The sequence below is a fragment of the Pseudoflavonifractor capillosus genome (genome assembly GCF_016902575.1).
GTDB classification, from domain to species: Bacteria; Bacillota; Clostridia; order Oscillospirales; family Oscillospiraceae; genus Enterenecus; species Enterenecus capillosus_A.
Genome location: NZ_JACSNZ010000035.1, coordinates 1 through 18,843, shown reverse-complemented (window position 1 = coordinate 18,843; position 18,843 = coordinate 1). Strand labels below are relative to the sequence as shown.

24 protein-coding genes are annotated in these 18,843 nt (G+C 53.7%); 12 read left to right on the top strand and 12 right to left on the bottom strand.

The genetic code is table 11. The annotated features are described in order from the left end of the window. On the top strand, positions 1-461 hold a 461-nt coding region (locus H9X86_RS09500), incomplete at its 5' end, for a Fic family protein (RefSeq protein WP_510186723.1). Positions 462-540: 79 nt separating this feature from the next. On the opposite strand, the gene H9X86_RS09495 is transcribed toward H9X86_RS09500, so the two are convergent. After that, positions 541-990 carry a GNAT family N-acetyltransferase gene (locus H9X86_RS09495; RefSeq protein ID WP_204901294.1) on the bottom strand — a complete coding sequence of 150 codons (450 nt, stop codon included), beginning with the start codon at positions 988-990 and terminating at the stop codon, positions 541-543. A 146-nt stretch (positions 991-1,136) separates the two neighbouring features. Between H9X86_RS09495 and H9X86_RS09490 the strand changes: the two genes are divergently transcribed. The 6 genes from H9X86_RS09490 to H9X86_RS09465 all read left to right on the top strand — a co-directional run bounded on the left by H9X86_RS09490 (position 1,137) and on the right by H9X86_RS09465 (position 4,443). Further along, positions 1,137-2,063 (top strand): helix-turn-helix transcriptional regulator, encoded by a 927-nt coding sequence (locus H9X86_RS09490; RefSeq protein WP_204901293.1) that lies wholly within the window; start codon positions 1,137-1,139, stop codon positions 2,061-2,063. Continuing rightward, positions 2,050-2,370, top strand: coding sequence for a TfoX/Sxy family protein (locus H9X86_RS09485; RefSeq protein ID WP_087370242.1), 321 nt, complete (start codon positions 2,050-2,052; stop codon positions 2,368-2,370). The genes H9X86_RS09490 and H9X86_RS09485 overlap by 14 nt, the downstream gene beginning before the upstream one ends. A gap of 2 nt (positions 2,371-2,372) precedes the next feature. After that, positions 2,373-3,005 carry a GyrI-like domain-containing protein gene (locus tag H9X86_RS09480; RefSeq protein ID WP_204901292.1) on the top strand — a complete coding sequence of 211 codons (633 nt, stop codon included), beginning with the start codon at positions 2,373-2,375 and terminating at the stop codon, positions 3,003-3,005. A 23-nt stretch (positions 3,006-3,028) separates the two neighbouring features. Continuing rightward, on the top strand, positions 3,029-3,451 hold the full coding sequence (locus H9X86_RS09475; protein WP_087253609.1) for a nuclear transport factor 2 family protein: 423 nt from the start codon (positions 3,029-3,031) through the stop codon (positions 3,449-3,451). A gap of 13 nt (positions 3,452-3,464) precedes the next feature. Then, a complete protein-coding gene (locus tag H9X86_RS09470; protein WP_204901291.1) occupies positions 3,465-3,860 on the top strand; it encodes an SRPBCC family protein in 396 nt (131 codons plus the stop codon). A 73-nt stretch (positions 3,861-3,933) separates the two neighbouring features. After that, positions 3,934-4,443 (top strand): helix-turn-helix domain-containing protein, encoded by a 510-nt coding sequence (locus tag H9X86_RS09465; protein WP_204901290.1) that lies wholly within the window; start codon positions 3,934-3,936, stop codon positions 4,441-4,443. 47 nt (positions 4,444-4,490) lie between these two features. On the opposite strand, the gene H9X86_RS09460 is transcribed toward H9X86_RS09465, so the two are convergent. The 4 genes from H9X86_RS09460 to H9X86_RS09445 form a co-directional block, all read right to left on the bottom strand. Beyond that, entirely contained in the window at positions 4,491-5,249 is a 759-nt protein-coding gene (locus tag H9X86_RS09460; RefSeq protein ID WP_204901289.1) for a MerR family transcriptional regulator, read from the bottom strand. A gap of 160 nt (positions 5,250-5,409) precedes the next feature. Next, positions 5,410-6,069: a vWA domain-containing protein gene (locus H9X86_RS09455; RefSeq protein ID WP_204901288.1), complete on the bottom strand. Its 660-nt coding sequence runs from the start codon at positions 6,067-6,069 to the stop codon at positions 5,410-5,412. 92 nt (positions 6,070-6,161) lie between these two features. Further along, the gene (locus H9X86_RS09450; RefSeq protein WP_204901287.1) at positions 6,162-7,160 is read right to left on the bottom strand and encodes an O-acetyl-ADP-ribose deacetylase; all 999 of its coding nucleotides are present in this window, start codon (positions 7,158-7,160) and stop codon (positions 6,162-6,164) included. Between the two features lie 241 nt (positions 7,161-7,401). Continuing rightward, the gene (locus H9X86_RS09445) at positions 7,402-7,911 is read right to left on the bottom strand and encodes an NUDIX hydrolase (RefSeq protein ID WP_204901286.1); all 510 of its coding nucleotides are present in this window, start codon (positions 7,909-7,911) and stop codon (positions 7,402-7,404) included. A 569-nt stretch (positions 7,912-8,480) separates the two neighbouring features. On the opposite strand from H9X86_RS09445, the gene H9X86_RS09440 reads away from it, so the two are divergent. Together H9X86_RS09440 and H9X86_RS09435 are read left to right on the top strand one after the other, a co-directional pair. Continuing rightward, the gene (locus H9X86_RS09440; RefSeq protein ID WP_204901285.1) at positions 8,481-9,494 is read left to right on the top strand and encodes a hypothetical protein; all 1,014 of its coding nucleotides are present in this window, start codon (positions 8,481-8,483) and stop codon (positions 9,492-9,494) included. Continuing rightward, positions 9,494-10,366, top strand: a complete 873-nt coding sequence (locus H9X86_RS09435; protein WP_204901284.1) for a hypothetical protein — start codon at positions 9,494-9,496, stop codon at positions 10,364-10,366. The genes H9X86_RS09440 and H9X86_RS09435 overlap by 1 nt, the downstream gene beginning before the upstream one ends. Positions 10,367-10,452: 86 nt before the next feature. Here the strand turns inward: H9X86_RS09435 and H9X86_RS09430 are convergent, their stop codons facing one another. From H9X86_RS09430 to H9X86_RS09400, 7 genes are all read right to left on the bottom strand, one after another. Next, the gene (locus H9X86_RS09430; protein WP_204901283.1) at positions 10,453-12,024 is read right to left on the bottom strand and encodes a tyrosine-type recombinase/integrase; all 1,572 of its coding nucleotides are present in this window, start codon (positions 12,022-12,024) and stop codon (positions 10,453-10,455) included. After that, complete coding sequence (locus H9X86_RS09425; protein ID WP_204901282.1) at positions 11,988-13,190, bottom strand: tyrosine-type recombinase/integrase; 1,203 nt, start codon at positions 13,188-13,190, stop codon at positions 11,988-11,990. The genes H9X86_RS09430 and H9X86_RS09425 overlap by 37 nt, the downstream gene beginning before the upstream one ends. A gap of 42 nt (positions 13,191-13,232) precedes the next feature. Further along, complete coding sequence (locus H9X86_RS09420) at positions 13,233-13,436, bottom strand: hypothetical protein (RefSeq protein WP_204901281.1); 204 nt, start codon at positions 13,434-13,436, stop codon at positions 13,233-13,235. 5 nt (positions 13,437-13,441) lie between these two features. Further along, positions 13,442-13,747, bottom strand: a complete 306-nt coding sequence (locus H9X86_RS09415; protein ID WP_204901280.1) for a hypothetical protein — start codon at positions 13,745-13,747, stop codon at positions 13,442-13,444. A 147-nt stretch (positions 13,748-13,894) separates the two neighbouring features. Next, a complete protein-coding gene (locus H9X86_RS09410) occupies positions 13,895-14,299 on the bottom strand; it encodes a hypothetical protein (protein ID WP_204901279.1) in 405 nt (134 codons plus the stop codon). 396 nt (positions 14,300-14,695) lie between these two features. Then, positions 14,696-15,163 carry a helix-turn-helix domain-containing protein gene (locus H9X86_RS09405; RefSeq protein WP_204901278.1) on the bottom strand — a complete coding sequence of 156 codons (468 nt, stop codon included), beginning with the start codon at positions 15,161-15,163 and terminating at the stop codon, positions 14,696-14,698. Continuing rightward, complete coding sequence (locus H9X86_RS09400) at positions 15,160-15,369, bottom strand: helix-turn-helix transcriptional regulator (protein WP_204901277.1); 210 nt, start codon at positions 15,367-15,369, stop codon at positions 15,160-15,162. The genes H9X86_RS09405 and H9X86_RS09400 overlap by 4 nt, the downstream gene beginning before the upstream one ends. A gap of 384 nt (positions 15,370-15,753) precedes the next feature. On the opposite strand from H9X86_RS09400, the gene H9X86_RS09395 reads away from it, so the two are divergent. The 3 genes from H9X86_RS09395 (at position 15,754) to H9X86_RS09385 (ending at position 18,617) form a co-directional block, all read left to right on the top strand. Then, positions 15,754-16,983, top strand: a complete 1,230-nt coding sequence (locus tag H9X86_RS09395) for a DUF6076 domain-containing protein (RefSeq protein WP_204901276.1) — start codon at positions 15,754-15,756, stop codon at positions 16,981-16,983. A 257-nt stretch (positions 16,984-17,240) separates the two neighbouring features. Further along, on the top strand, positions 17,241-17,756 hold the full coding sequence (locus tag H9X86_RS09390) for a GNAT family N-acetyltransferase (protein WP_204901275.1): 516 nt from the start codon (positions 17,241-17,243) through the stop codon (positions 17,754-17,756). 345 nt (positions 17,757-18,101) lie between these two features. Beyond that, a complete protein-coding gene (locus tag H9X86_RS09385; protein ID WP_204901274.1) occupies positions 18,102-18,617 on the top strand; it encodes a GNAT family N-acetyltransferase in 516 nt (171 codons plus the stop codon). The last annotated feature ends 226 nt before the right edge of the window (positions 18,618-18,843 follow it).

The following is an 18,843-nucleotide window of genomic DNA, read 5'->3' as shown; positions in this document are numbered from 1 at the left end:
GACTGATACACCTGTGGTATCTGGTGCAGCAGCGGTATTCCTCCGCTCTGTTTGTCCCGCTGTCTGAGTATGTGGAGAAGAGCCGCCGGGGTTACTACAACGCCTACACATTGGCAGAGCAGAATGCGAAGATCAGCAGGGTCATGGATGTGACGCCTTTCCTGACCTATTTCATTGAACATGTATACCACAAGCTGGTCTCGGCTTTGCCGGATTCCAACACCACAGAAACCTTCCAGAACGCTTTGTCCCGGGGCGATGTTACGGAAAAGGAACAAGCCCTGTGGCAGTTTGTCCTCACCGCCTATGGGGAGAGCCATTTCTCCACCAAACAGCTGGAAAAGGACTTTGGCAATGCGGCCTATGCTACCATCCGTGGATTTGTACTCAAATTTGAGAAACTCGGACTGCTGCGCTCTGCAAAATACGGCAATCGCATCAAGTATCAAATTGCAAAATAAGCCTAAGAAGCGCCTTCCGAAACCCGCAGATTCCGGAAGGCGCTATTCTTTGATTATAGCTTGTTAAAAACTGATACGCCTACAGGTTCAGCTCCCTTTGCAAGTACACCATATCTACCAGCTGTACCCCACACTCATAGATGGGGTGGTCGTAGTGGTCGGTGAAAAAGTTCTTGACCAGATGGTGCCTACGAAATCCGCAGGATTCATAAAACGGAATAGTGGACGGGCTGTCTCCGGTGCCCACCTGCAGCACCGTATACTGCTCCTTGTAAGTTCGGACAAGGAAGTCCACCATGTTCTTTCCGTAGCCCCTGCCCTGAAAGGCAGGCTCCACGGCGAGGTTTTTCAGCTCCAGGATGCCGTCTCCCTCGTCCGTCACCACACATTCGGCCTTGACGCCGTCGTCCTCCAACACATACATGGTTCCCCGCTCCAGGTAGCGGTCAATCATGTCCTCCTGCTCGTCGGCCAGCAGCAGCAAATCCAGGTATCTCTTTTTGTCAGTTTCCACTTTTCTGATTTTCATGGCGTGATCCATCCTCTGCCTGACGGTCTTAGTGGGACTATGATACCATACGATATGAGCCGCTGCAATTCTTTGAGAAACATGACACACAGTTGTCGTGTTCTTGTGCTATAATGCAGTCAGAATCAGGAAAGGCGGTGGTTCCCATGAAAATGGAGCGGCTTATCGGTATCCTGTCCATCCTACTCCAGCGGGAGAAGGTCACCGCCCCGGAGCTGGCGGAGCAGTTCGAGGTGTCCCGCCGGACCATCCAGCGTGACATTGAGTCCCTGTGCCGGGCAGGCATTCCCATCGCCACCACACAGGGTTCTGGGGGCGGCATCTCCATCATGGAGGGCTACCGGGTGGACCGCACGGTACTCACTGCCCCGGAGATGCAGGCTATTCTGGCGGGGCTGCGAAGCCTGGACAGCGTCTGTGGCACCCAGCGTTACGCCCAGCTGATGGAAAAGCTGTCCGCCGGGACAGGCGGACTGGTTTCCGGTGGAGCACATATGCTCATTGACCTGGCTTCCTGGTACAAGACCAGTCTGCCACCGAAAATCGAACTGATCCAAGGGGCCATTGAGCAACACCGCACCATCCGTTTCACCTACTTCTCTCCCAAAGAGGAATCGGTGCGCATCGTGGAGCCCTATTATCTGGTGTTTCACTGGTCCACCTGGTATGTGTGGGGCTGGTGCCAAATGCGGGAGGATTTCCGCCTGTTTAAACTCAATCGCATGACAGAACTCACCTCTGGCGAGCCCTATGATCTCCGATCTGCTCCTCTGCCTGATCTGGAGCCGGAGCACATCTTTCCCGTTAAGTATCAGGTCACCGTTCTCTTTGATCCATCCTGCCGCTGGCGGCTGGTGGAGGAATACGGGGCGGACTGTTTCATCGTGGAACCGGACGGACAGTTGTGCTTCACCGGCGGCTTTCCTGATGGAGACAGCGTGCTCAGCTGGGTTTTGACCTTTGGAGACAAGGCGGAGCTGCTGGAGCCGACAGAATTACGAGAGCAGCTACGGGAACTGACCGAAACACTGGTCCATCGTTACCGAAAGGGGGATCATCATGGCCTCTCATAAGAATTTTGTGGACTATGTGGCCGAGCAGCTACGGGAAGCCGGAGCCATCCGTAGCCGGAAGATGTTCGGGGAATACGGTCTCTACTGCGACGAGGTATTCTTCGCCGTCATCTGTGACGACCAGCTTTTTGTCAAGGTCACCCCGGCGGGGGAGGCGGCATTTCCCCATCTGCCCAAGGCTCCACCCTATGAGGGGGCTAATGACTATATCTGGGTGGAGGATGTGGACGACCGGGACACCATGACCGCTCTTACCCGCCTCACCTGTCTGGCCCTTCAGGCCCAGCCAAAGAAAAGGAGGAAATAGCCGTGGCCTTTGACTACAAGAAAGAGTACAAGGAATTTTATCTGCCCTCCAGGACGCCGAGCATCGTCACGGTACCTGCCATGAACTTTCTGGCCGTGCGTGGCCAGGGCGATCCAAATGAGGAGGACGGTGCTTACAAGCAGGCTTTGGAGTTGCTCTATACCGTGGCCTACACCATCAAAATGAGCAAGATGGGCAAGCATCAGCTGGAGGGTTACTTCGACTATGTGGTGCCGCCCCTGGAGGGTCTTTGGTGGCAGGAGGACATTCACGGCGTAGACTACGCCCGCAAGAAGGACTTCCAATGGATCTCCCTCATCCGCCTGCCGGAGTTTGTGACGGAAGAGGCCTTCCGCTGGGCCGTCCGGGAGGCCTCAGAGAAAAAGCAGCGGGACTTCTCCGCAGCGGAGTTCTTCTCCTGGGAGGAAGGACTGTGCGTCCAGTGTATGCACATCGGCCCCTATGACGACGAGCCCGCCACTGTGGCCGCCATGGAGGAGTACGCCACGGAACAAGGCTATGCGTTGGATTTCAGCCAGGGCCGGTTCCACCACGAGATCTATTTGAGTGATGTACGGCGGTGCAAGCCGGAAAAGCTGAAAACCGTCATCCGGCAGCCGGTGAAATGCGTGTAATGGAGTTGGAGGCAGCTATGGATATGCAGGAACAGAGGGAAGCACAGGTCCGCCGCTGGTTTTCCATGTGGCTGGACAAGCAGGACACAGGGATTGAGGAACTCTTTGCCCCCGACGCCGTCTACATCGAGAGCTGGGGGCCGGAGTACCACGGCAGCAGAAAAATTAAACTATGGTTTGATGAGTGGAACACCCGGGGCACCGTGGAACACTGGGATATCCGAGAGTATTTCCACAAGGGAGATCAGACCGTGGTGGAGTGGGCTTTCCGTTGCGCCATGACGGACGGCACCATCCAGAGCTTTGACGGCCTCTCCCTCATCCGCTGGAACGAGGCGGGACAGATCTGCTTTCTCCAGGAATTCGGCTGTAACGAAAACCGCTATGACCCCTACGCCCAAGGGGACACCCCGGTGTTCCGGAGAGAGCAGGCATTGTGGTTTTGAAGGGAGCATTGGTATGGCAACTTCCAGGGTGACAGAGTATTTTCCCTGCCCGCTGGAACAGGTGTGGCAGACGATAACCGACCTCACAAATACCGCCTGGCGCAGCGATTTGGCCCAGGTGGAAATCTTGGACGAAACCCATTTCGTGGAACACACCAAAAGCGGCTACGCCACAGACTTTACCGTCACGGCCTGCCAGCCCCTGTGCCGATGGGCCTTCACCATGGAAAACGGCAATATGTCCGGCTCCTGGGAGGGGATCTTTGAGGCGGCAGAGGGCGGTACCCGGCTCCATTGCACCGAGACGGTCAACGCCAAGCACTGGTGGATGCGCCCCTTTGTCCCCAGCTATCTAAAGCGTCAGCAGAAGCTGTATCTGGACGATTTGCGGCGAGAACTGCAAAAATAAGCCGTGTTACTCTGCGTTGCTTGCGGCAACAGGCCGCTTTGCCTACAATGGGGAGCGAAAGGAGTGAGCCCACATGCTCAATGAAAACATCAAAGCCATCCGGAAATCTAAGGGTCTTTCCCAGCAGGAGCTGGCGGTCAAGGTGAATGTAGTGCGGCAGACCATCTCCAAATGGGAGCAGGGATTGTCCGTCCCGGACTCTGACCTGCTCATCGCTCTGTCGGAGGCCCTGGAGACACCCGTGAGCACGCTGCTTGGAGGGAATGTGGTGGAGTCGGAGGCAGATACCGTCAAAGCCCTCTCGGAAAAGCTGGAGATCATCAATTTGCAGTTTGCCCGGAGAAAGGCCATGCGGCGTTCGGCCGTCCACTGGCTGTTCATCGCGGTGTGCGTGGGCATCCTGACCGTCGCCGCAGTTCTGGCCGTGGTGAACAGCCCTTACCTGGGCTGGGATTACAGTGCCCCGGAAACTGCCGTCATGGGCGTGGCCATCCACGTCTTTGAATGGGGCTTTGTCCGTCTGGCGCCCTTCGCCCTGATCGTGGCACTGGTCGGCGTTTTCCTGACGCGGAAAAAGGTATAAGAGAGTCAGAGGTCCCCGGCGAATAGCCGGAGGCCTCTGACTGTGTTTTACTTTACCCAATTGACCACGGCGTTCCGCAGGAAGCGGGCGCAGCCGGGTACCTGTTTGTCATAGTAGGCGGTAAATCGCTCATCCATCACATACAGCTCCGCAATCCCCCGGTGTCTGACCGGGTCGTACCGGTTTCCGGTGGTGGTGAGCCACCGGCGGTGGAGAGTACAGATTTCCTTGCCCTCCTGGCTCTCCGGAGACACCCCGGCCTGAACAGCGGCCTCCAGCCGCTCCTGAATCTCCCGGCCCAGGTCCGTCCACTCCTGGTACTGTTCCCGGGTCAGGTTCATCACTGTGGCGTTGGCCTCGTCCACCTCTTGGTCGCCGTACTTGGCGCGGATCTCTGCTCCGTAAACTTCCTCATTATGGGCTACAGCCCGCTGCTTGAACGCCTCAAATTTCTGCTCGTCGCTCATGATCTCGTTCCTTTCTTCTGCTCCGATGGTGTCTTTCACCGACCGGATGAGCTGTTCCAGCCGTTCCCGCTCCGCCTCCAAAGTGGCAAGATGGCTTCGCAGGGCGGCCAGGCGATCGAAGGAGGGGTCGTCCAGACATTCCTTGATCCGGGCCAGCTCCACCCCGAGGGCCCGGTAATAGAGAATGTCCTGCAACCGGTCCACCTCCGTCCCGCCGTAATAGCGGTAGCCACTCTCCGCTACCCGGCTGGGCTTCAGCAGCCCGATCTGGTCGTACCAGCGCAAGGTGCGGGTGGTCACCCCGGACAGGCGCGACAGTTCCTGAATGGAATACTCCATAGATATCCCTCCTTGGAAATATAGTACCAGTTGACGGAGCGTCAGAGTCAAGAGGAAATTCTAAAGTTTTTTAATTTCTGGTTGCAACCGCTCCCCATATTCTAAGCATCGATGAGGGACGGATGCGTAGCCTCCGTCCCTCATCCGTTTTGACGGCAAATTACCGCCGTCCCTTCTTCTGCCGCTTTTGAAAGTCCTCCTCAATGGCGTCTTTCCAGTGTTCATCCAAAGGTGCGCTACACCGGACGGCTGCCACGGCCTGGCCCACCACCTCGTAGTTGAGGCGGGTACCCTCACTGTCGCAGTGGTAGTTCACCGCCCGGTCGGGGGCAATGCCCAGATGGCTCGCCGTCTCCACCGCGTCAATGTTGGCCCCCAGGAAGAGAAACTCCCAGCCGTATTTTTCTTTCTGCCGCTGGATCATCTCCTTCACCTTTTGCGCCGAATAGCGGCGGCTGGCATTCTCCATGCCGTCGGTGGTGATAACGAACAGGGTATGCTCCGGCACATCCTCGCTCCGGGCGTACTTATGGATGTTCCCAATATGATGGATGGCTCCGCCGATGGCGTCCAGCAGGGCGGTACAGCCCCGGACATAGTACTCTTTTTCGGTGATGGGCCGGACCTCGCCCAACTTCATCCGGTCATGGAGTACCTCGGTCTCATCGTCAAAGAGGACGGTGGAGACAAATGCCTCGCCCGGCTCCTTCTTCTGTTTTTCAATCATGGCGTTGAAGCCGCCGATGGTGTCCCCTTCCAGCCCCTGCATGGAGCCGCTTCGGTCCAGGATAAAAACGAGCTCTGTCAAATTGTTCTTCATAAAAATTCCCCCTATGCTGTGTTGTTTTGTTTACAAGCACAGTATAGGGGGATCTGAGCATTTCGTGGTCGCCTGGTGGGCGACAAATCCATTCAGCCTCCCAGCAGGCTCTGATCAAAGGCAAACAGAGCCTCGTTGATTTCGAAGATGTTGTAGTTCCGGTGGGCGATGAAATACTCCACGATGATATCGAACTTGCTGGCGTGGGAGAAGGCAAAGCCTGCCTTTTCCAGCATCTCCCGAGCCTCCTCCAGCGGCAGTTCCAGAGCAATGGCAAAGGCTATGGCGGTGGGCTTGGAGGGCTTATAGTGGACATCTGAGCGGATCTTGGAGAACAGCTTGCGGTCGATGTTGGCCTTTTTATAACATTGGGCGTCGGTCATGCCCCGCTCGTCGATTTTCCGCAGCAGCATTTGAGAGAAGCTCTCGTCCAGTTTGCTGAGGGCTTCATCTAGACCAGAGGGCGCCGTGGCGCAGGGAGCAGGCATACACTCCGATTCCTCCATGGGCATGGAGGCCATAGCCATCCGGCGGCACTGGATCTCCCGGCTGTCGGTGTGGGCATCCACATAGCGGTCGTCGATGTAGGCGGCAATGTCAGAAAACAGCTTCCCGCCGATGGTATAAGCGGCCCGGTCGAAGATCACCAGATACACCGTCATATCGTGGGAAAGCAGAAAATCCCCAATGGTATCCACCGCCACCTTCAGGGCCTGATCCTTGGGGTAGCCGTACACTCCGGAAGAGATGAGCGGAAACGCCACGGTTTCACACCCATGGGCCAGGGCCACTTCCAGAGAGGAGCGATAGGCCGAGACCAGCAGTTCCCGCTCCCCGTGGCTGCCACCCCGCCATACGGGGCCAACGGTGTGGATCACAAACTTTGCCGGCAAGCGGTAGCCCTTCGTGATCTTGGCCTGTCCCGTTTTGCAGCCGCCCAGGGTGCGGCACTCGGCCAGCAGCTCCGGCCCGGCGGCACGGTGGATGGCGCCGTCCACACCTCCGCCGCCCAGCAAGCTCTCCTTGGCGGCGTTGACGATGGCATCCACCTTCATGGTGGTTATATCATTTCGCACAATATGCAGGGGCATGACGACACCTCCTCACTGGATAGGGTCATCATACCACAAGAGGAACTGTCTGGCAATGAAGCAGAGGGTAGGATTGAATTTCCCGAATGCACTGCATCTATGCATCATTCCATCAGTGCAACGATGCCGTCACAATCTTTTGTCCGGCCCCTCTGATGATGGGTGCAGATCTCGTTGTTGCAATGGTAGTATTCTGCCCCGCACCATTACGCAGAAAGCAGGCAGTTCGTCGCAGTAAAAATTATAGTATTCCTTCCTGAACCATCATTTCCAAAACTCTGGCTTCTCTTTCAAGCATGATTGGGTCTTTAGGGCCGTGATCTGCTTCACGATTGACACAGATGGCATGGGCAGGATCCACATACTCCAGGGTGAATTCTTCTTCCGCTTCATAGTCATCTAATTGCCGTGCTCCAACTTTCTCTTCTACCTCACAGAGAAAATAATAATTATCCTGAATGAACTTGGCCTCTTTCTGACCTTTCTGTATCCGATGGACAAGACCGTATTCCCGAATGGATGGAAGGATCACTTGCAGGCCGGATTCCTCTGCAACTTCCCGCAGGAGAGCCTCTTCCAGACTCTCACCGTCTTCTATACCACCACCGGGGAATTTATAATAATCATATTTCAGACTATGCACCATGGCCACTTTCCCATCGTGGATAATGATGCCACGAACAGAGGGCCGCACAAATGCTTGGCCATTAGGGTCATAGTCCTTTGTATCCATTTCAAACAATAGCCGCATTACTATCCTCCCATCTATTTTCTCAATTCACCCCAATGGGAAATAGTCAGTACATCATCTTCTCCCTGGGGATCAAAAGTCACTCCAATATGCTATGCTTTGTCTGCGTCGAGACATTGCTTGAGCAATCATTTTAGCGCTGAATTGAAATTTTGTCACCAAATTGACCGGCATATCTATCATTACACTTTTACGCAGATAAACAGAATTCCATCACCGCTATTTTAGCAAAACGCAGATAAGGGCCAAAAAGTTTCGCAAGGCGTGGTGGTACTTCCTCACTTAATAGGATCATCATAGCATAAGCGGTACTGTCTGGCAATCGAGCAAGGCCACATATCGGAGTCTAAAAAGGATTAAACATTTACCAAGCATTTCAAAAATAAGCCTATCGTGTTACATTCACAAGTGTTATAATATGGTTGCTTAAGAAACCGGATCGAATTCGATGCGGTTATCAAATCCCCCTCAATCTTTTCTCTGTGTAAACCGGTTCGCGAAAAAAACACAGTCTCTTTGGAAGGGGAAAATTTCCATCCCCCTTACACTCAAAACAGGAGGACTTGATTATGTCTCCAAAAGCTCCGAAAAAAACTTTCTCCAACTTGAAGGCTACGGCTCAAAAAGGCCTCTCCACCATTGATGTTGAAGCCATCAAAAACAAGGCAACCGAGGCCACCAGCACCTTGGTGGAAAAAGCCAGTGAACTCAAAGATGCTGCCCTCGATGTGAAAGACGACATCACAGCCAAGCTTACAGAGCTGGACCGTATGCTGCAGGTATCCATCACAGAGTACAATGATGCCTATACCCTTATGAACGACAAAGGCGTCCAGCTGTACATTGAGCGATGCCGCTCTCTCGATTCGATTTCCTTTGTGGAAAGTTTGGTTAACAGCATTGCCAATCGCCCAAAAAGTTTCGATGCAGAGTTTGAAGAAATTTCTGTCCACCGCAAGAAATTTACAGAATCGCGGGACTTTGCCGATCGTGAACTGCAAGAAGTGCGGAAAGCAGTTACCGGCGCAGGTGCCGGCCTTGCTGCAGGCGCATCCGTTGCGTTCATGGCACCCACTGCCGCAATGTGGGTCGCCACCACTTTTGGCACCGCCTCCACTGGTGCGGCAATCTCAACACTCTCCGGTGCAGCCGCAACCAACGCTGCACTGGCCTGGTTGGGTGGAGGTGCGCTCGCTGCGGGCGGTGGCGGAATGACTGCCGGAAGTGCATTACTAGCTCTGGCCGGCCCAGTCGGCTGGTCAATCGCCGGCGCAACGCTATTGTCCTCCATTCTGCTCTTTGCATCAAAGAAAACCAAGCTAAACAAGCAAAAAAACGAGGAGATTCAGGCAGTCAAAAAGAACATTGAGGCTGTTCGGGAATTGGACGGAAAAATCGGCCTGATTCTATCTGAAACCGCAGGGATACGCACCGGCTTAAATGATATGTTGACAAAATCGCTTTCGTTATTTGGTGCAGACTATCTGACCCTCGATGATTCACAAAAACAGCTCCTCGGGGCACTGGTCAACAACACAAAAGCGCTGTCTACCATGTTTGAAAGAACAGTGGGTGAGGTGTAATGGAAGGGTATCTCAAACACCAGGCAGCGCAGTTTGCACTGGAACAACTTATGAAGATGCCTGCCGGAGAAAAACTCCAGCAGGCACTGCAACTCATCCAAACCATGCAGAAACACCTGGTGGCTATGTCCGAAAAAGAGGAAGCAGCAAGTGTAACAGGTGCAAAGGCGGCAACGGTTCTGACCCTTGCCGTATTGAAGAAAATCGCAAGTGGAAAAAGTCCTTCTTCGTTCGATACGGAGGACTGGAAGGAACTTGGCCACGCAGTATCGGAGTATGGCATTCTTCTGGACGGCGAGCAGTATAGCATTTTCGTCTTTCAGTTGTACGAAAAGTACATACGCGCCTCCGCTGAAATGATTGCCAGACTTGCCTCTCCCGAAACCGTTAAAGCGATCATGAAACTGACTGACGAACTGCACAGTAAAGAGACGCTATTCAGAAGCGGGGCGCTCTCGGAAGTGGCTTATACGGAAGATTGCCTGTGGATCTCTCTTGAGGCCATGATCAAGCTGATCGCTTCTGCCGCCTCCATGTTCTGCGGTCAGCAGGCTACCGAGTTTGCGCAAGCGCTCGCCTCCTGTGCATTTGAGTATGGTCGGCTGATGCTCTATCGGAAAGAGCAGGCTCTGGTCACTCAGTTCATCGAGTCCCAGCACCGTTTAGATGAAGAATTGGAGAAACAATATGCAGCATATCTGTCGGAACTGGAAGCGCAAAGCAAGCAGTTCTACGCATTGATTGACCATGCCTTTGCCGCCGACTTCCGCACTGCTTTCCTGCACTCAATTCTTCTTGCAGACACCGCCGGAGTGAAAAAGTCCGAGATTCTTTCGTCCACCGAGGACATCGATTCATTTTTCCTCGACTGAAATTTCACATTGCACACATCGAAATAGAAGCGTTACCGGTATGGTGCCTATCCATATCGGTAACGCTTCTGTCTTTACTGTCCCGATCATCCCAGCATCTTTTGGATCATCTCATAGTGCTTGGCTACCGTATGCCGGGTCACCTTCGTTCCCTTAGCGACGACGCTGTAATTGGTTTCGTCCGGATGGAGCCGCATATACTCCCAGATCTGCCGCTGCTTCTTTGTAAGTTTGTCCGGCGGAATGATTCCACGCATCCGGTCCTGGACGGTCTTCCGCTCTGCATTCATCTGCTGGATAAGCACTTTCAGCTTCTCCTCGCACTCCTCTCGAGTGTGGGCGTAGACACATTTGGAGTGCTTGGTGCCGTCCGGCCAGGTGGGCGAGTAGCGTCCCTCAAAAAGATGGTCGTTGAGTTCAGAGATGCACCCGGTTCCGGGTTTTCGGGTACGCCGGGTCACCGGCTGGAAATCGGTGCGGGGATTCTCCGCCGCCTCTGGAGCATCCTCCGCCACCTCGTTGCCCAGGCCACGGTCGATCTTGGCGGCGGCTTCACTGAGCATGTCGCCGGTGATGTGGGTATAAATGTCCAGCGTGGTCGCCGCCGACACATGGCCCAGCATGGCGGAGAGGGTCTTGATGTCCATGCCGTTTTCCAGGGCCATGGTGGCGAAGGTGTGGCGCAGATCGTGGAAGCGAATCTTCTTGCACCCGGCCCGCTCCAGAATGATCTGGAGCCGCCGGAGCACCGAGCCCGGCGCCAGCGGCAGATCTGGGTTCTTCGGTGATGGAAACAGCCAGCGGGAGCTTGCCGTCTTTTGATACGCCCGGAACACCTCCACCACAGCAGGCGGCAGCACCAGCTTGCGGATGGACGCTTTGGTCTTGGGGACGCTCAGCTGCAGCTTTCCGTTCACCTCATAGACCTGCTTGGTCACGGACAGCATTCCGGTATCCAGATCCAGGTCGGACCATTGCAGGGCCAGCAGTTCTCCCCGCCGCAGGCCGGTGGACAGATCCAGCAGGAACAGCTCGAAGTATCCCTCCGCCTGAGCCTGCATGAGGAAGCGCTGGAGCTCCTGGGGCGACAGCACCTGCATCTCCCGGCCCCGCTTGGGTGGCAGCTTGCAGCCCACCGCCGGGTTGGCACGGATCAAATTTTCCCGCACTGCCTGCTCCAGCGCCGCACGACATTTGGCGTGACACATCCGCACCATGCGGTCGGAGAGACCCTTTCCATATTGTTCTGTCCGAACCAGCCGCCCCTCCTTTTTCAGGTGGGCGTAGAACTGCTGGAGATCCTTTTGTGTCAACTGATTCAGAGGAATCTTGCCCAGCTGCGGAATGATGTGCTGGTAGATGATGCCCTCATAATTGGATTGGGTGGTGGGGCGAAGGCCGGGCTTGGTGTAGTTCTGATACCAGAAGTCCATCCACTCCCCGAAGGGCATATCGGGGCGAATCTTCTCGGACTTGGAACCGCCCACTTCTTCCATCAGCTTGGTCAGCTTTTCCTGGCACTCCCGCTTGGTCTTGGCCAGTACATTTTTCGTTTTGGGCAGGCCCTTGTCATCGTAGCCCACCACGGCCCGGCCTTCCCAGCGGCCATCCTTTCTCTGTCTTATGGTGCCGGTTCCGCTTTTCCGTTTCCTTGCCACGGTTTCAGCTCCTCTCCCAACAGATTTTTCAGGAAGCCGCCCACCACATCACTGGCGGCTCTCTGCATGTCCGGCGTCACATGGGTATAGGTATCGAGGGTAAAGCTGGCGTTGGTATGTCCCAGAATGCCAGAGAGGGTCTTGGCGTCCACACCGCTGGCCAGAGCATGGGTGGCGAAGGTGTGACGCAGATCGTGGAAGCGAATGCGGGGCAGTCCCGCTTCCTTCAGCATCACCTTCATCCAGTAGTAGGCGGCGCTGGGACGCACCGGCTTCTCTGGGGCCAGAGGTTCCGGGAAGATCCACTGGCTGATGGCGTGTTTCTTCCGCTCCTTCAGACGCTGGACGGTGCTGGGGGGCAGGCGGATGGTGCGCCTGCCCTGACTGGTTTTGGTTTCGCCGATCTCCAGTTCGCCCCGCTTTGGCACATGCACCGAGCGGAGAATTTTCAGCGTCCCGGCGTGTTCGTCGAAGTCCCGCCACATGAGGCCGCAGATCTCACCCCGGCGCAGGCCGGTGGTCAGTTCCGTGTAGAAGAAGTCCCGCCAGACTTCGTTTTTGTCCACCGCTGCCAGGAAGGTATCGATCTGTTCCCGGTCGAGCACCTGCTTGGGTTTGTAGTTGCTCTTGGGCAGCTTGGCTCCGTCGGTGGGGTTGTAGGCGATGATGTGCTCCTGCTCCGCATCCTTGAGGCACCGGTGGAGCATGGCGTGAATGCGGAGCACCATGGTGTCCGACAGTTCGTGTCCGTGCTCCGGGTGGTCGTGAACCCGTCCTTCCTTTTTCAGCTTCCGGTACAGCTTCTGAATGTCCATTCGGGTGATGCGGGAGATGATCTTACCGCCCAGATAGGGATCGATGTAGCACCGGATGTACTGCTCGTAGCTGCGCAGGGTGTTGGGCCGCAGAGTGACAGCGCCGTACTCCTCCATCCAGCGGTCCAGCCACTGGCGCAGGGTCATGCGGCTGTCCTCGGTGAGCTGTGCATCCTGGTAGAGTTCCATGTCCCGGTGGAGCTTGGCCAGCAATTCTTTCTGCGTCTTGCCCAGCACATACCGGAAGATGGGTTCGCCGTTTTGCTTGTGGCCCACCACAATGCGGCCCTCCCAGCGGCCATCGTCCCGCTTGCGCACCATGCCGTCCCCGGATGGTCGTCTCTTTGCCATGTTGTTTCACCTCCAGTAGTTCAGTTTCATTTGTTGTGTGGCCTACCTCACAGGAGGAAACCTGTATGGCTCTGCCACGCACTGGTAGAGCACAGCACCGCACCGACGACAGATCAAGTACTGCAGTCGGTTGCCCATCATACCGTGTTTTTTGAATGTGACCAGTGCCTCGCCGTGCTGCCAGCCAAGCCCGATATCCTCGCACCCACAGTACTGGCACCGTTGAATGGGAATCCGTTTTGTCATCTTGATCACTCCTCCTTTCCTGTGCTGGGGCGGACGCAGTCTGTCTCCCCCTCATCCAGAGGGTGCAGACCGTCCGCTTCCAGTTCTTTTGCGATTTCCCAGGCCAGTTTGAAACCTGCGGTGAAGCTGGCCTGGGAGATTGCCTCCCGCAGCAGGGCTTGCCCATCCACCAAGTCCATGAGCCTGCGCCGCTGGGCCTTGTCCAGACAGTCCCGCACGTCCTGGCGGGCAGTTTCAATCTCCATCTCCAGCTCTGCGAGGTTGGGCTTTTGGAAGAAGTGCTGGTGCAATGCTCTCATGTAGTCGTTCATGTGTGCCGCCTCCTTATCAGCAACACACAATACCCCAACCGTTTTGCAATATCCAGCCCTTATTTGAAATTTTTTCAGAAAGATTCTGCGGCTGGCAAGGGCTTTTGTCTTTGTATTGCACATCAGATTTTAATACACTCACATGAATCACACCGACTTCTGGAAGTCCAGCACTTCCTTGAAACTGATGCGGCCGTTGGTGCTGTTCACCTCCCGCACACTCCGGCCACGCATAAGCTCATAGGTTCGCTGATCCATGTCGGTGTCGGCAGTGAGAATGTGATTGCATAGATTTTGTTCCACCGCCACCTTGTAGAGATACCTGCCCATGCGCTGTGCAAAGTCATCCGTGATGCCAATGAGTATGGTGGTGAGAACCTCGGGCAGGAAGGCGCCGTCGTTCTTCGTGTTCAGATAGCCCAGATAGAACTCCACGGCTTTTTCGATAAACTCGCTCTGGCTCTTGCAGTTATCGCTCCGGTAAGTATCCTCAATTTTCCCTCTCACAGAGGGGGTGAAAAAGACGGTTGTTTTCTGTTTTCCTTTCACCATAATATTCTCCTTTCCCTTTACAACTGCCTCAAAGTCCTTGGGACTGTAAGGCTTGTCCCCAACAGAGCGTTCCTCCCTGAATTTTTCGCCAAAAGGAACGCCCTTTGAAAAGCCTGAAACTGCCTGCACTGCGGGCAGTTGTGGCCGTCACGGCGCTCAAGGAGCGTCGTGTCTTTCTCCTGCTTCTCGTCGTCGCAAGCTCCATATCTCTCATTTCCGCCCGGAAGGGCGAAAACTCGCTCATTCCACTGCTCCTCCTCTCCCCACCGAACCCGCTTGCGCTGGGCTTCGGCGGGGGCCCATTTTGTCCTCCCCCCTGAAATCGGGTCCAATTCGCTTCAATCCTATCTAGTTTGGCAGGGGTCTCCCCTGCCCCTTCTCGTTCCACACAGCGGCTCACAGGCGGCCACACGGGGCATCTGTCTCCTTCCGGCTTGCGTCCCGTTCCTTGGCAGCACGGGCAGCCTTCTTCTTGTCCAACTCCCACTGCTTCTTCTGCTGTTCAGCCACCTGCAGCTGTTGGTTGTCGAATTCATCTATGACCAACTGAATGGGAAGGATGGTGTAACGCAGACGACCGTTGAGGTTACGGCCATCTTTGGCAACTACCGATGTATGCTCCGTGCGGATGAGCTGCCGCTCCTCCAGCTCTGCCACATACTTGCGCACCGTAGTTACGCATTTCCCAATGGCCTCTGAGATCATTCGGTAGCTCACCAGACACTGATAGGTTTTTCTGTCCTCCCGGCTGAGGAGATACCCGTAGATGGAGATGGCATCCGAGGACAGGCCCAGAGAGTAGATCTCGTTGGGCACCGGGAAGTAGTTCTTAATGGGATCACGCTTGGTCCAGTTCTTCTTCATTTCATACCTCCAGACTGTGCTTCCACCCACTGCACGAACTTTTCCTTGGGTACTACCATGCGGCTGCCCACACGCAGAGTGGGAAAACCAGGTTGATGCATCAGCTCATAAGCACTGGATGACGAGACGCCCAATACAGCTGCCACCATTTCCGCATTGAGAAACAGCGGCAGGTCGTCGTAGCTTTTACAGGTTGAGAGTTTCATTGCAATACCTCCAATCTTTTTAAGTACAGAGAAAAAATTTATTGCGTTTCGGAGGCCCCTCTGATAGACTGAACACAGATTGGGCTGTGTTCCGAAACGCAGCGGGCCGTTGAACTGTTGCAGCAGTTCAGCGGTCTTTTTTGTTCTTGATTGGCCATCACCATACCCGTTCCTGCCCTGCTTAACCTACACGGCCTTTGCTTCCCCTTGGCACGCTTAGCTGTTTTTCCTATAACAGTGTCATGGCGGTACTTCCCCGGGTGAGTATCATCTCTGGTGATAGGTATTTCATTCTCAAGGTGCGGTTGCCCTTTGGGCTGAGTTCAGTGTAAAATAAAAAAGAGCAGTTTACATCAGGAAGTGATCTTGAGAGGAGGCGGACCGATGGCAGATGCAATTCCCCTATTGCTGCTGAAGGCAGAAGATAAAAATCTTTGGTCTGTGATTCTGCACCATGCCGACGGCAGGACAACCACACTTCCCTGCGCAACTCCCGCTGAACACCTAATTGCCGCTTCTGAGATTGATTACCGCCCATACCGCCGGGAGATCCAAAAGCTGCGGGAGCAGCATCCCCTCTTTGAAGCACGTTTCCAGGTATCCCTGGAGGACTTTGAAGACTTTGTTGCCGAGGCGCTTCTGCTGCCCAGTATGCTCCAGGAGGTTGACCCGGTGGGGTACTTTGTTCTGGAGCAACTCCTGGACCAATCCCTGCGGCAAGAGGATGACGGTAGTGCATCCTTCCTTCTCCGTGCTGCAAACCAACTGCTTCAGATTTTGGAGGAGCCTGTTCGGACCCAGGTGTACTTACGCAATATACTGGAGATTGCCTGTGATGGTATGGAGCGAGCCACCCAGCAGGAACGATTCCAGAAGCTGATTGAAACCTATCCGGAACTGCAGTCCCTATGTGATCCTGCCCTGCTTCCGGATGGGGCGAGCAAAGGGCAGGCCTATGCCGTCAATTCTCTCTTTGCTCTGCTGGGGCTGGAACTTGCCCTGTACTTTCGGCAGGACAAACAGCGCATTGCCCGTTGTGACTACTGCTGGCTCTACTTCATTCCCAAGACCAGAAAGGAAACTCACTACTGCGACCGGGAGACAGATGGCTTCCCCTGCAAGCAAAGAGGTTCCCGCTTCAAGCGCAACCTGGATGCAGAGCAGGACGAGACTTTACTGGCCTGCAAACGGCTGCGGGATCGGATGTACGCCCGCATGCTGCGCTACACCATAGCCCTTCCCGAAAACCGACAGGACCTGATTCCCATGGACTACATGGAATATGATGCCTGGAGCGAGAATGCCCGTCTGGCTCGAATGGAATATCTGGACGGAAAGCTGACAGGAAAGGAATTCCTCCGGAAGATCGACACCATGCACGATCTGGAAGACTACACTGTGGATGAAGTGCAGGCTCCACCGGCAAATACCCCCTGGCAGCGGCTGGTGGCCGGAAACATCGGCTTTGACCCGGAGATGCACTATCCGGAAGCAGTCATGCAGTTGGATCTGGGAACGGACGCTCCCCAATGGCAGACCTGTTCGGCAGATGATCTACGGCGGCGGGACCAGGAGGGACACCAGAGCCTCCGGGAGAAATACGGAAAGAAATAACATGAGCCGAGGGGCGCTTCTGGATGAAGCACCCCTCGGCTGTATTCTTTGTTTATAGCGATGTATCCTTTGCATGACAGCTTGGAATTGGTGTGTTACAATATCATCAAATCAAGGGCACAGGAAACGGCTATGACCGCTTTCGCTCATGCTCTCCATGACTGCAAGCGCACCCTAGGCGAAGATACCGCAGCTGGTGAAGCGAATGCCTTGATGAAAGATGCAACGGTGAAAAGTTGAATTTAACGGAGGACATTATGAAGATAAATGATATTGAGACTTCAAGACTTTTACTAAGAGGATTCACGAAAGAAGATGCTTTGTGGGCATATAGCATCTGGAATAATCCAGAGATGGGACAATATTTACCAGATGAGGCAAAAGAAGAAATAGATGCTGAATATTTGAAAATGTTAGAAGGCTTAGGCGAGGATGAAGAATGCTGTTACTTGATTCCTGTTTTTAAGGATTCCTTAGAACGGGTAGGGACATGTAGTTTCATAATAAGTGATGACAAGAAAGTATACGACATTGCCTATTGCGTACATAAGAATTTTTGGTGTCAAGGCTACGCAACTGAAATCGCTCAGGGAATGATAGATTATGCTCGTCGTCAAGGCGCTGAGAAAGTAACCATTTATGTGAATCAGGAAAATACTGCTTCCAATCGTGTTGCCCAGAAATGTGGCGGAAAAATTGTCAGCGAGCGCACATATAAGAAAAAGGGAACAGATATAATCATGAAAGATTATAAATACGAAATTGTATTGTAAAGTATTTCATAAGCAGAAGGTCTTCGGCACCAAGATCACACAGGCCACCAGAGTCTGCAGGAAAAATACAGGAAGAAATAAAATGCGCCGAGGGGTGCATCTGGATGAAGCACCCCTCGGCTGTATTCTTTGTTTATAGCGAGGTATCCTTTGCATGACAGCTTGGAATCGGTGTATTACAATATCATCAAGAGTATATTTCGAACACAGATGAACTTCCCTTGACCGACCCAATATCCCACACCACGATACAGTATGTGTCCGCTATCATGCCGGAGGAAGAGATACCGCAGCTGGCTTGCTGAAAGAAGCAACGGCGAAAAGTTAAATTTAACGGAGGATTTTATGAAGATATACGATATTGAGACTTCAAGACTTTTATTAAGAGGATTCACGAAAGAAGATGCTTTGTGGGCATATAGTATCTGGAATAATCCAGAGATGGGACAGTATTTGTCAGACGAGGCAAAAGAAGAAATAGATGATGAATATTTGAAAATGTTAGAAGGCTTAGGCGAGGATGAAGAATGTTGTTATTTGATTCCTGTTTTTAAGAATTCATTAGAACGGGTAGGGACGTGCAGCTTCATTATCAGCGACGACAAGAAAGTATACGACATTGCTTATTGCGTACATAAGAATTTTTGGTGTCACGGCTACGCAACCGAAATCGCTCAGGGAATGATAGATTATGCTCGTCGTCAAGGCGCTGAGAAAGTAACCATTTATGTTGGTCAGGAAAATGTCGCTTCTAATCGTGTTGCCCAGAAATGTGGCGGAAAAATTGTCAGCGAGAGCACATACAAGAAAAAGGGAACAGATATAATCATGAAAGATTATAAATACGAAATTGTACTGTAACCTATTTTACACATAGAGGGAGACCAGTTATCATTAAATCAAGTGTGGGGGTGTTGGATATGAAACGAATTACAGCAGTTCTTTCCTCCCTTGTGATGATCCTGTTTGCATTGGCAGGCTGTACCCCTCGCAGCATGAATTACATCATTGCCAATGAGCCCAGCATCACCGGTGTCGTCCAGGAGGTTCACGACACTTATATTCTCATCTACATTGAAACGGAGGG

Bases quoted from the DNA above. Each gene is read 5' to 3' on its own strand.
- H9X86_RS09470 (WP_204901291.1), top strand. From the start codon at position 3,465: ATGGCAACTTCCAGGGTGACAGAGTATTTTCCCTGCCCGCTGGAACAG.
- H9X86_RS09495 (WP_204901294.1), bottom strand. From the start codon at position 990: ATGAAAATCAGAAAAGTGGAAACTGACAAAAAGAGATACCTGGATTTG.
- H9X86_RS09410 (WP_204901279.1), bottom strand. From the start codon at position 14,299: ATGGTGAAAGGAAAACAGAAAACAACCGTCTTTTTCACCCCCTCTGTG.
- H9X86_RS09450 (WP_204901287.1), bottom strand. From the start codon at position 7,160: ATGCCCCTGCATATTGTGCGAAATGATATAACCACCATGAAGGTGGAT.
- H9X86_RS09440 (WP_204901285.1), top strand. From the start codon at position 8,481: ATGTCTCCAAAAGCTCCGAAAAAAACTTTCTCCAACTTGAAGGCTACG.
- H9X86_RS09385 (WP_204901274.1), top strand. From the start codon at position 18,102: ATGAAGATATACGATATTGAGACTTCAAGACTTTTATTAAGAGGATTC.
- H9X86_RS09395 (WP_204901276.1), top strand. From the start codon at position 15,754: ATGGCAGATGCAATTCCCCTATTGCTGCTGAAGGCAGAAGATAAAAAT.
- H9X86_RS09425 (WP_204901282.1), bottom strand. From the start codon at position 13,190: ATGGCAAAGAGACGACCATCCGGGGACGGCATGGTGCGCAAGCGGGAC.
- H9X86_RS09455 (WP_204901288.1), bottom strand. From the start codon at position 6,069: ATGAAGAACAATTTGACAGAGCTCGTTTTTATCCTGGACCGAAGCGGC.
- H9X86_RS09460 (WP_204901289.1), bottom strand. From the start codon at position 5,249: ATGGAGTATTCCATTCAGGAACTGTCGCGCCTGTCCGGGGTGACCACC.
- H9X86_RS09415 (WP_204901280.1), bottom strand. From the start codon at position 13,747: ATGAACGACTACATGAGAGCATTGCACCAGCACTTCTTCCAAAAGCCC.
- H9X86_RS09400 (WP_204901277.1), bottom strand. From the start codon at position 15,369: ATGAAACTCTCAACCTGTAAAAGCTACGACGACCTGCCGCTGTTTCTC.
- H9X86_RS09465 (WP_204901290.1), top strand. From the start codon at position 3,934: ATGCTCAATGAAAACATCAAAGCCATCCGGAAATCTAAGGGTCTTTCC.
- H9X86_RS09475 (WP_087253609.1), top strand. From the start codon at position 3,029: ATGCAGGAACAGAGGGAAGCACAGGTCCGCCGCTGGTTTTCCATGTGG.
- H9X86_RS09485 (WP_087370242.1), top strand. From the start codon at position 2,050: ATGGCCTCTCATAAGAATTTTGTGGACTATGTGGCCGAGCAGCTACGG.
- H9X86_RS09445 (WP_204901286.1), bottom strand. From the start codon at position 7,911: ATGCGGCTATTGTTTGAAATGGATACAAAGGACTATGACCCTAATGGC.
- H9X86_RS09490 (WP_204901293.1), top strand. From the start codon at position 1,137: ATGAAAATGGAGCGGCTTATCGGTATCCTGTCCATCCTACTCCAGCGG.
- H9X86_RS09390 (WP_204901275.1), top strand. From the start codon at position 17,241: ATGAAGATAAATGATATTGAGACTTCAAGACTTTTACTAAGAGGATTC.
- H9X86_RS09435 (WP_204901284.1), top strand. From the start codon at position 9,494: ATGGAAGGGTATCTCAAACACCAGGCAGCGCAGTTTGCACTGGAACAA.
- H9X86_RS09405 (WP_204901278.1), bottom strand. From the start codon at position 15,163: ATGAAGAAGAACTGGACCAAGCGTGATCCCATTAAGAACTACTTCCCG.
- H9X86_RS09420 (WP_204901281.1), bottom strand. From the start codon at position 13,436: ATGACAAAACGGATTCCCATTCAACGGTGCCAGTACTGTGGGTGCGAG.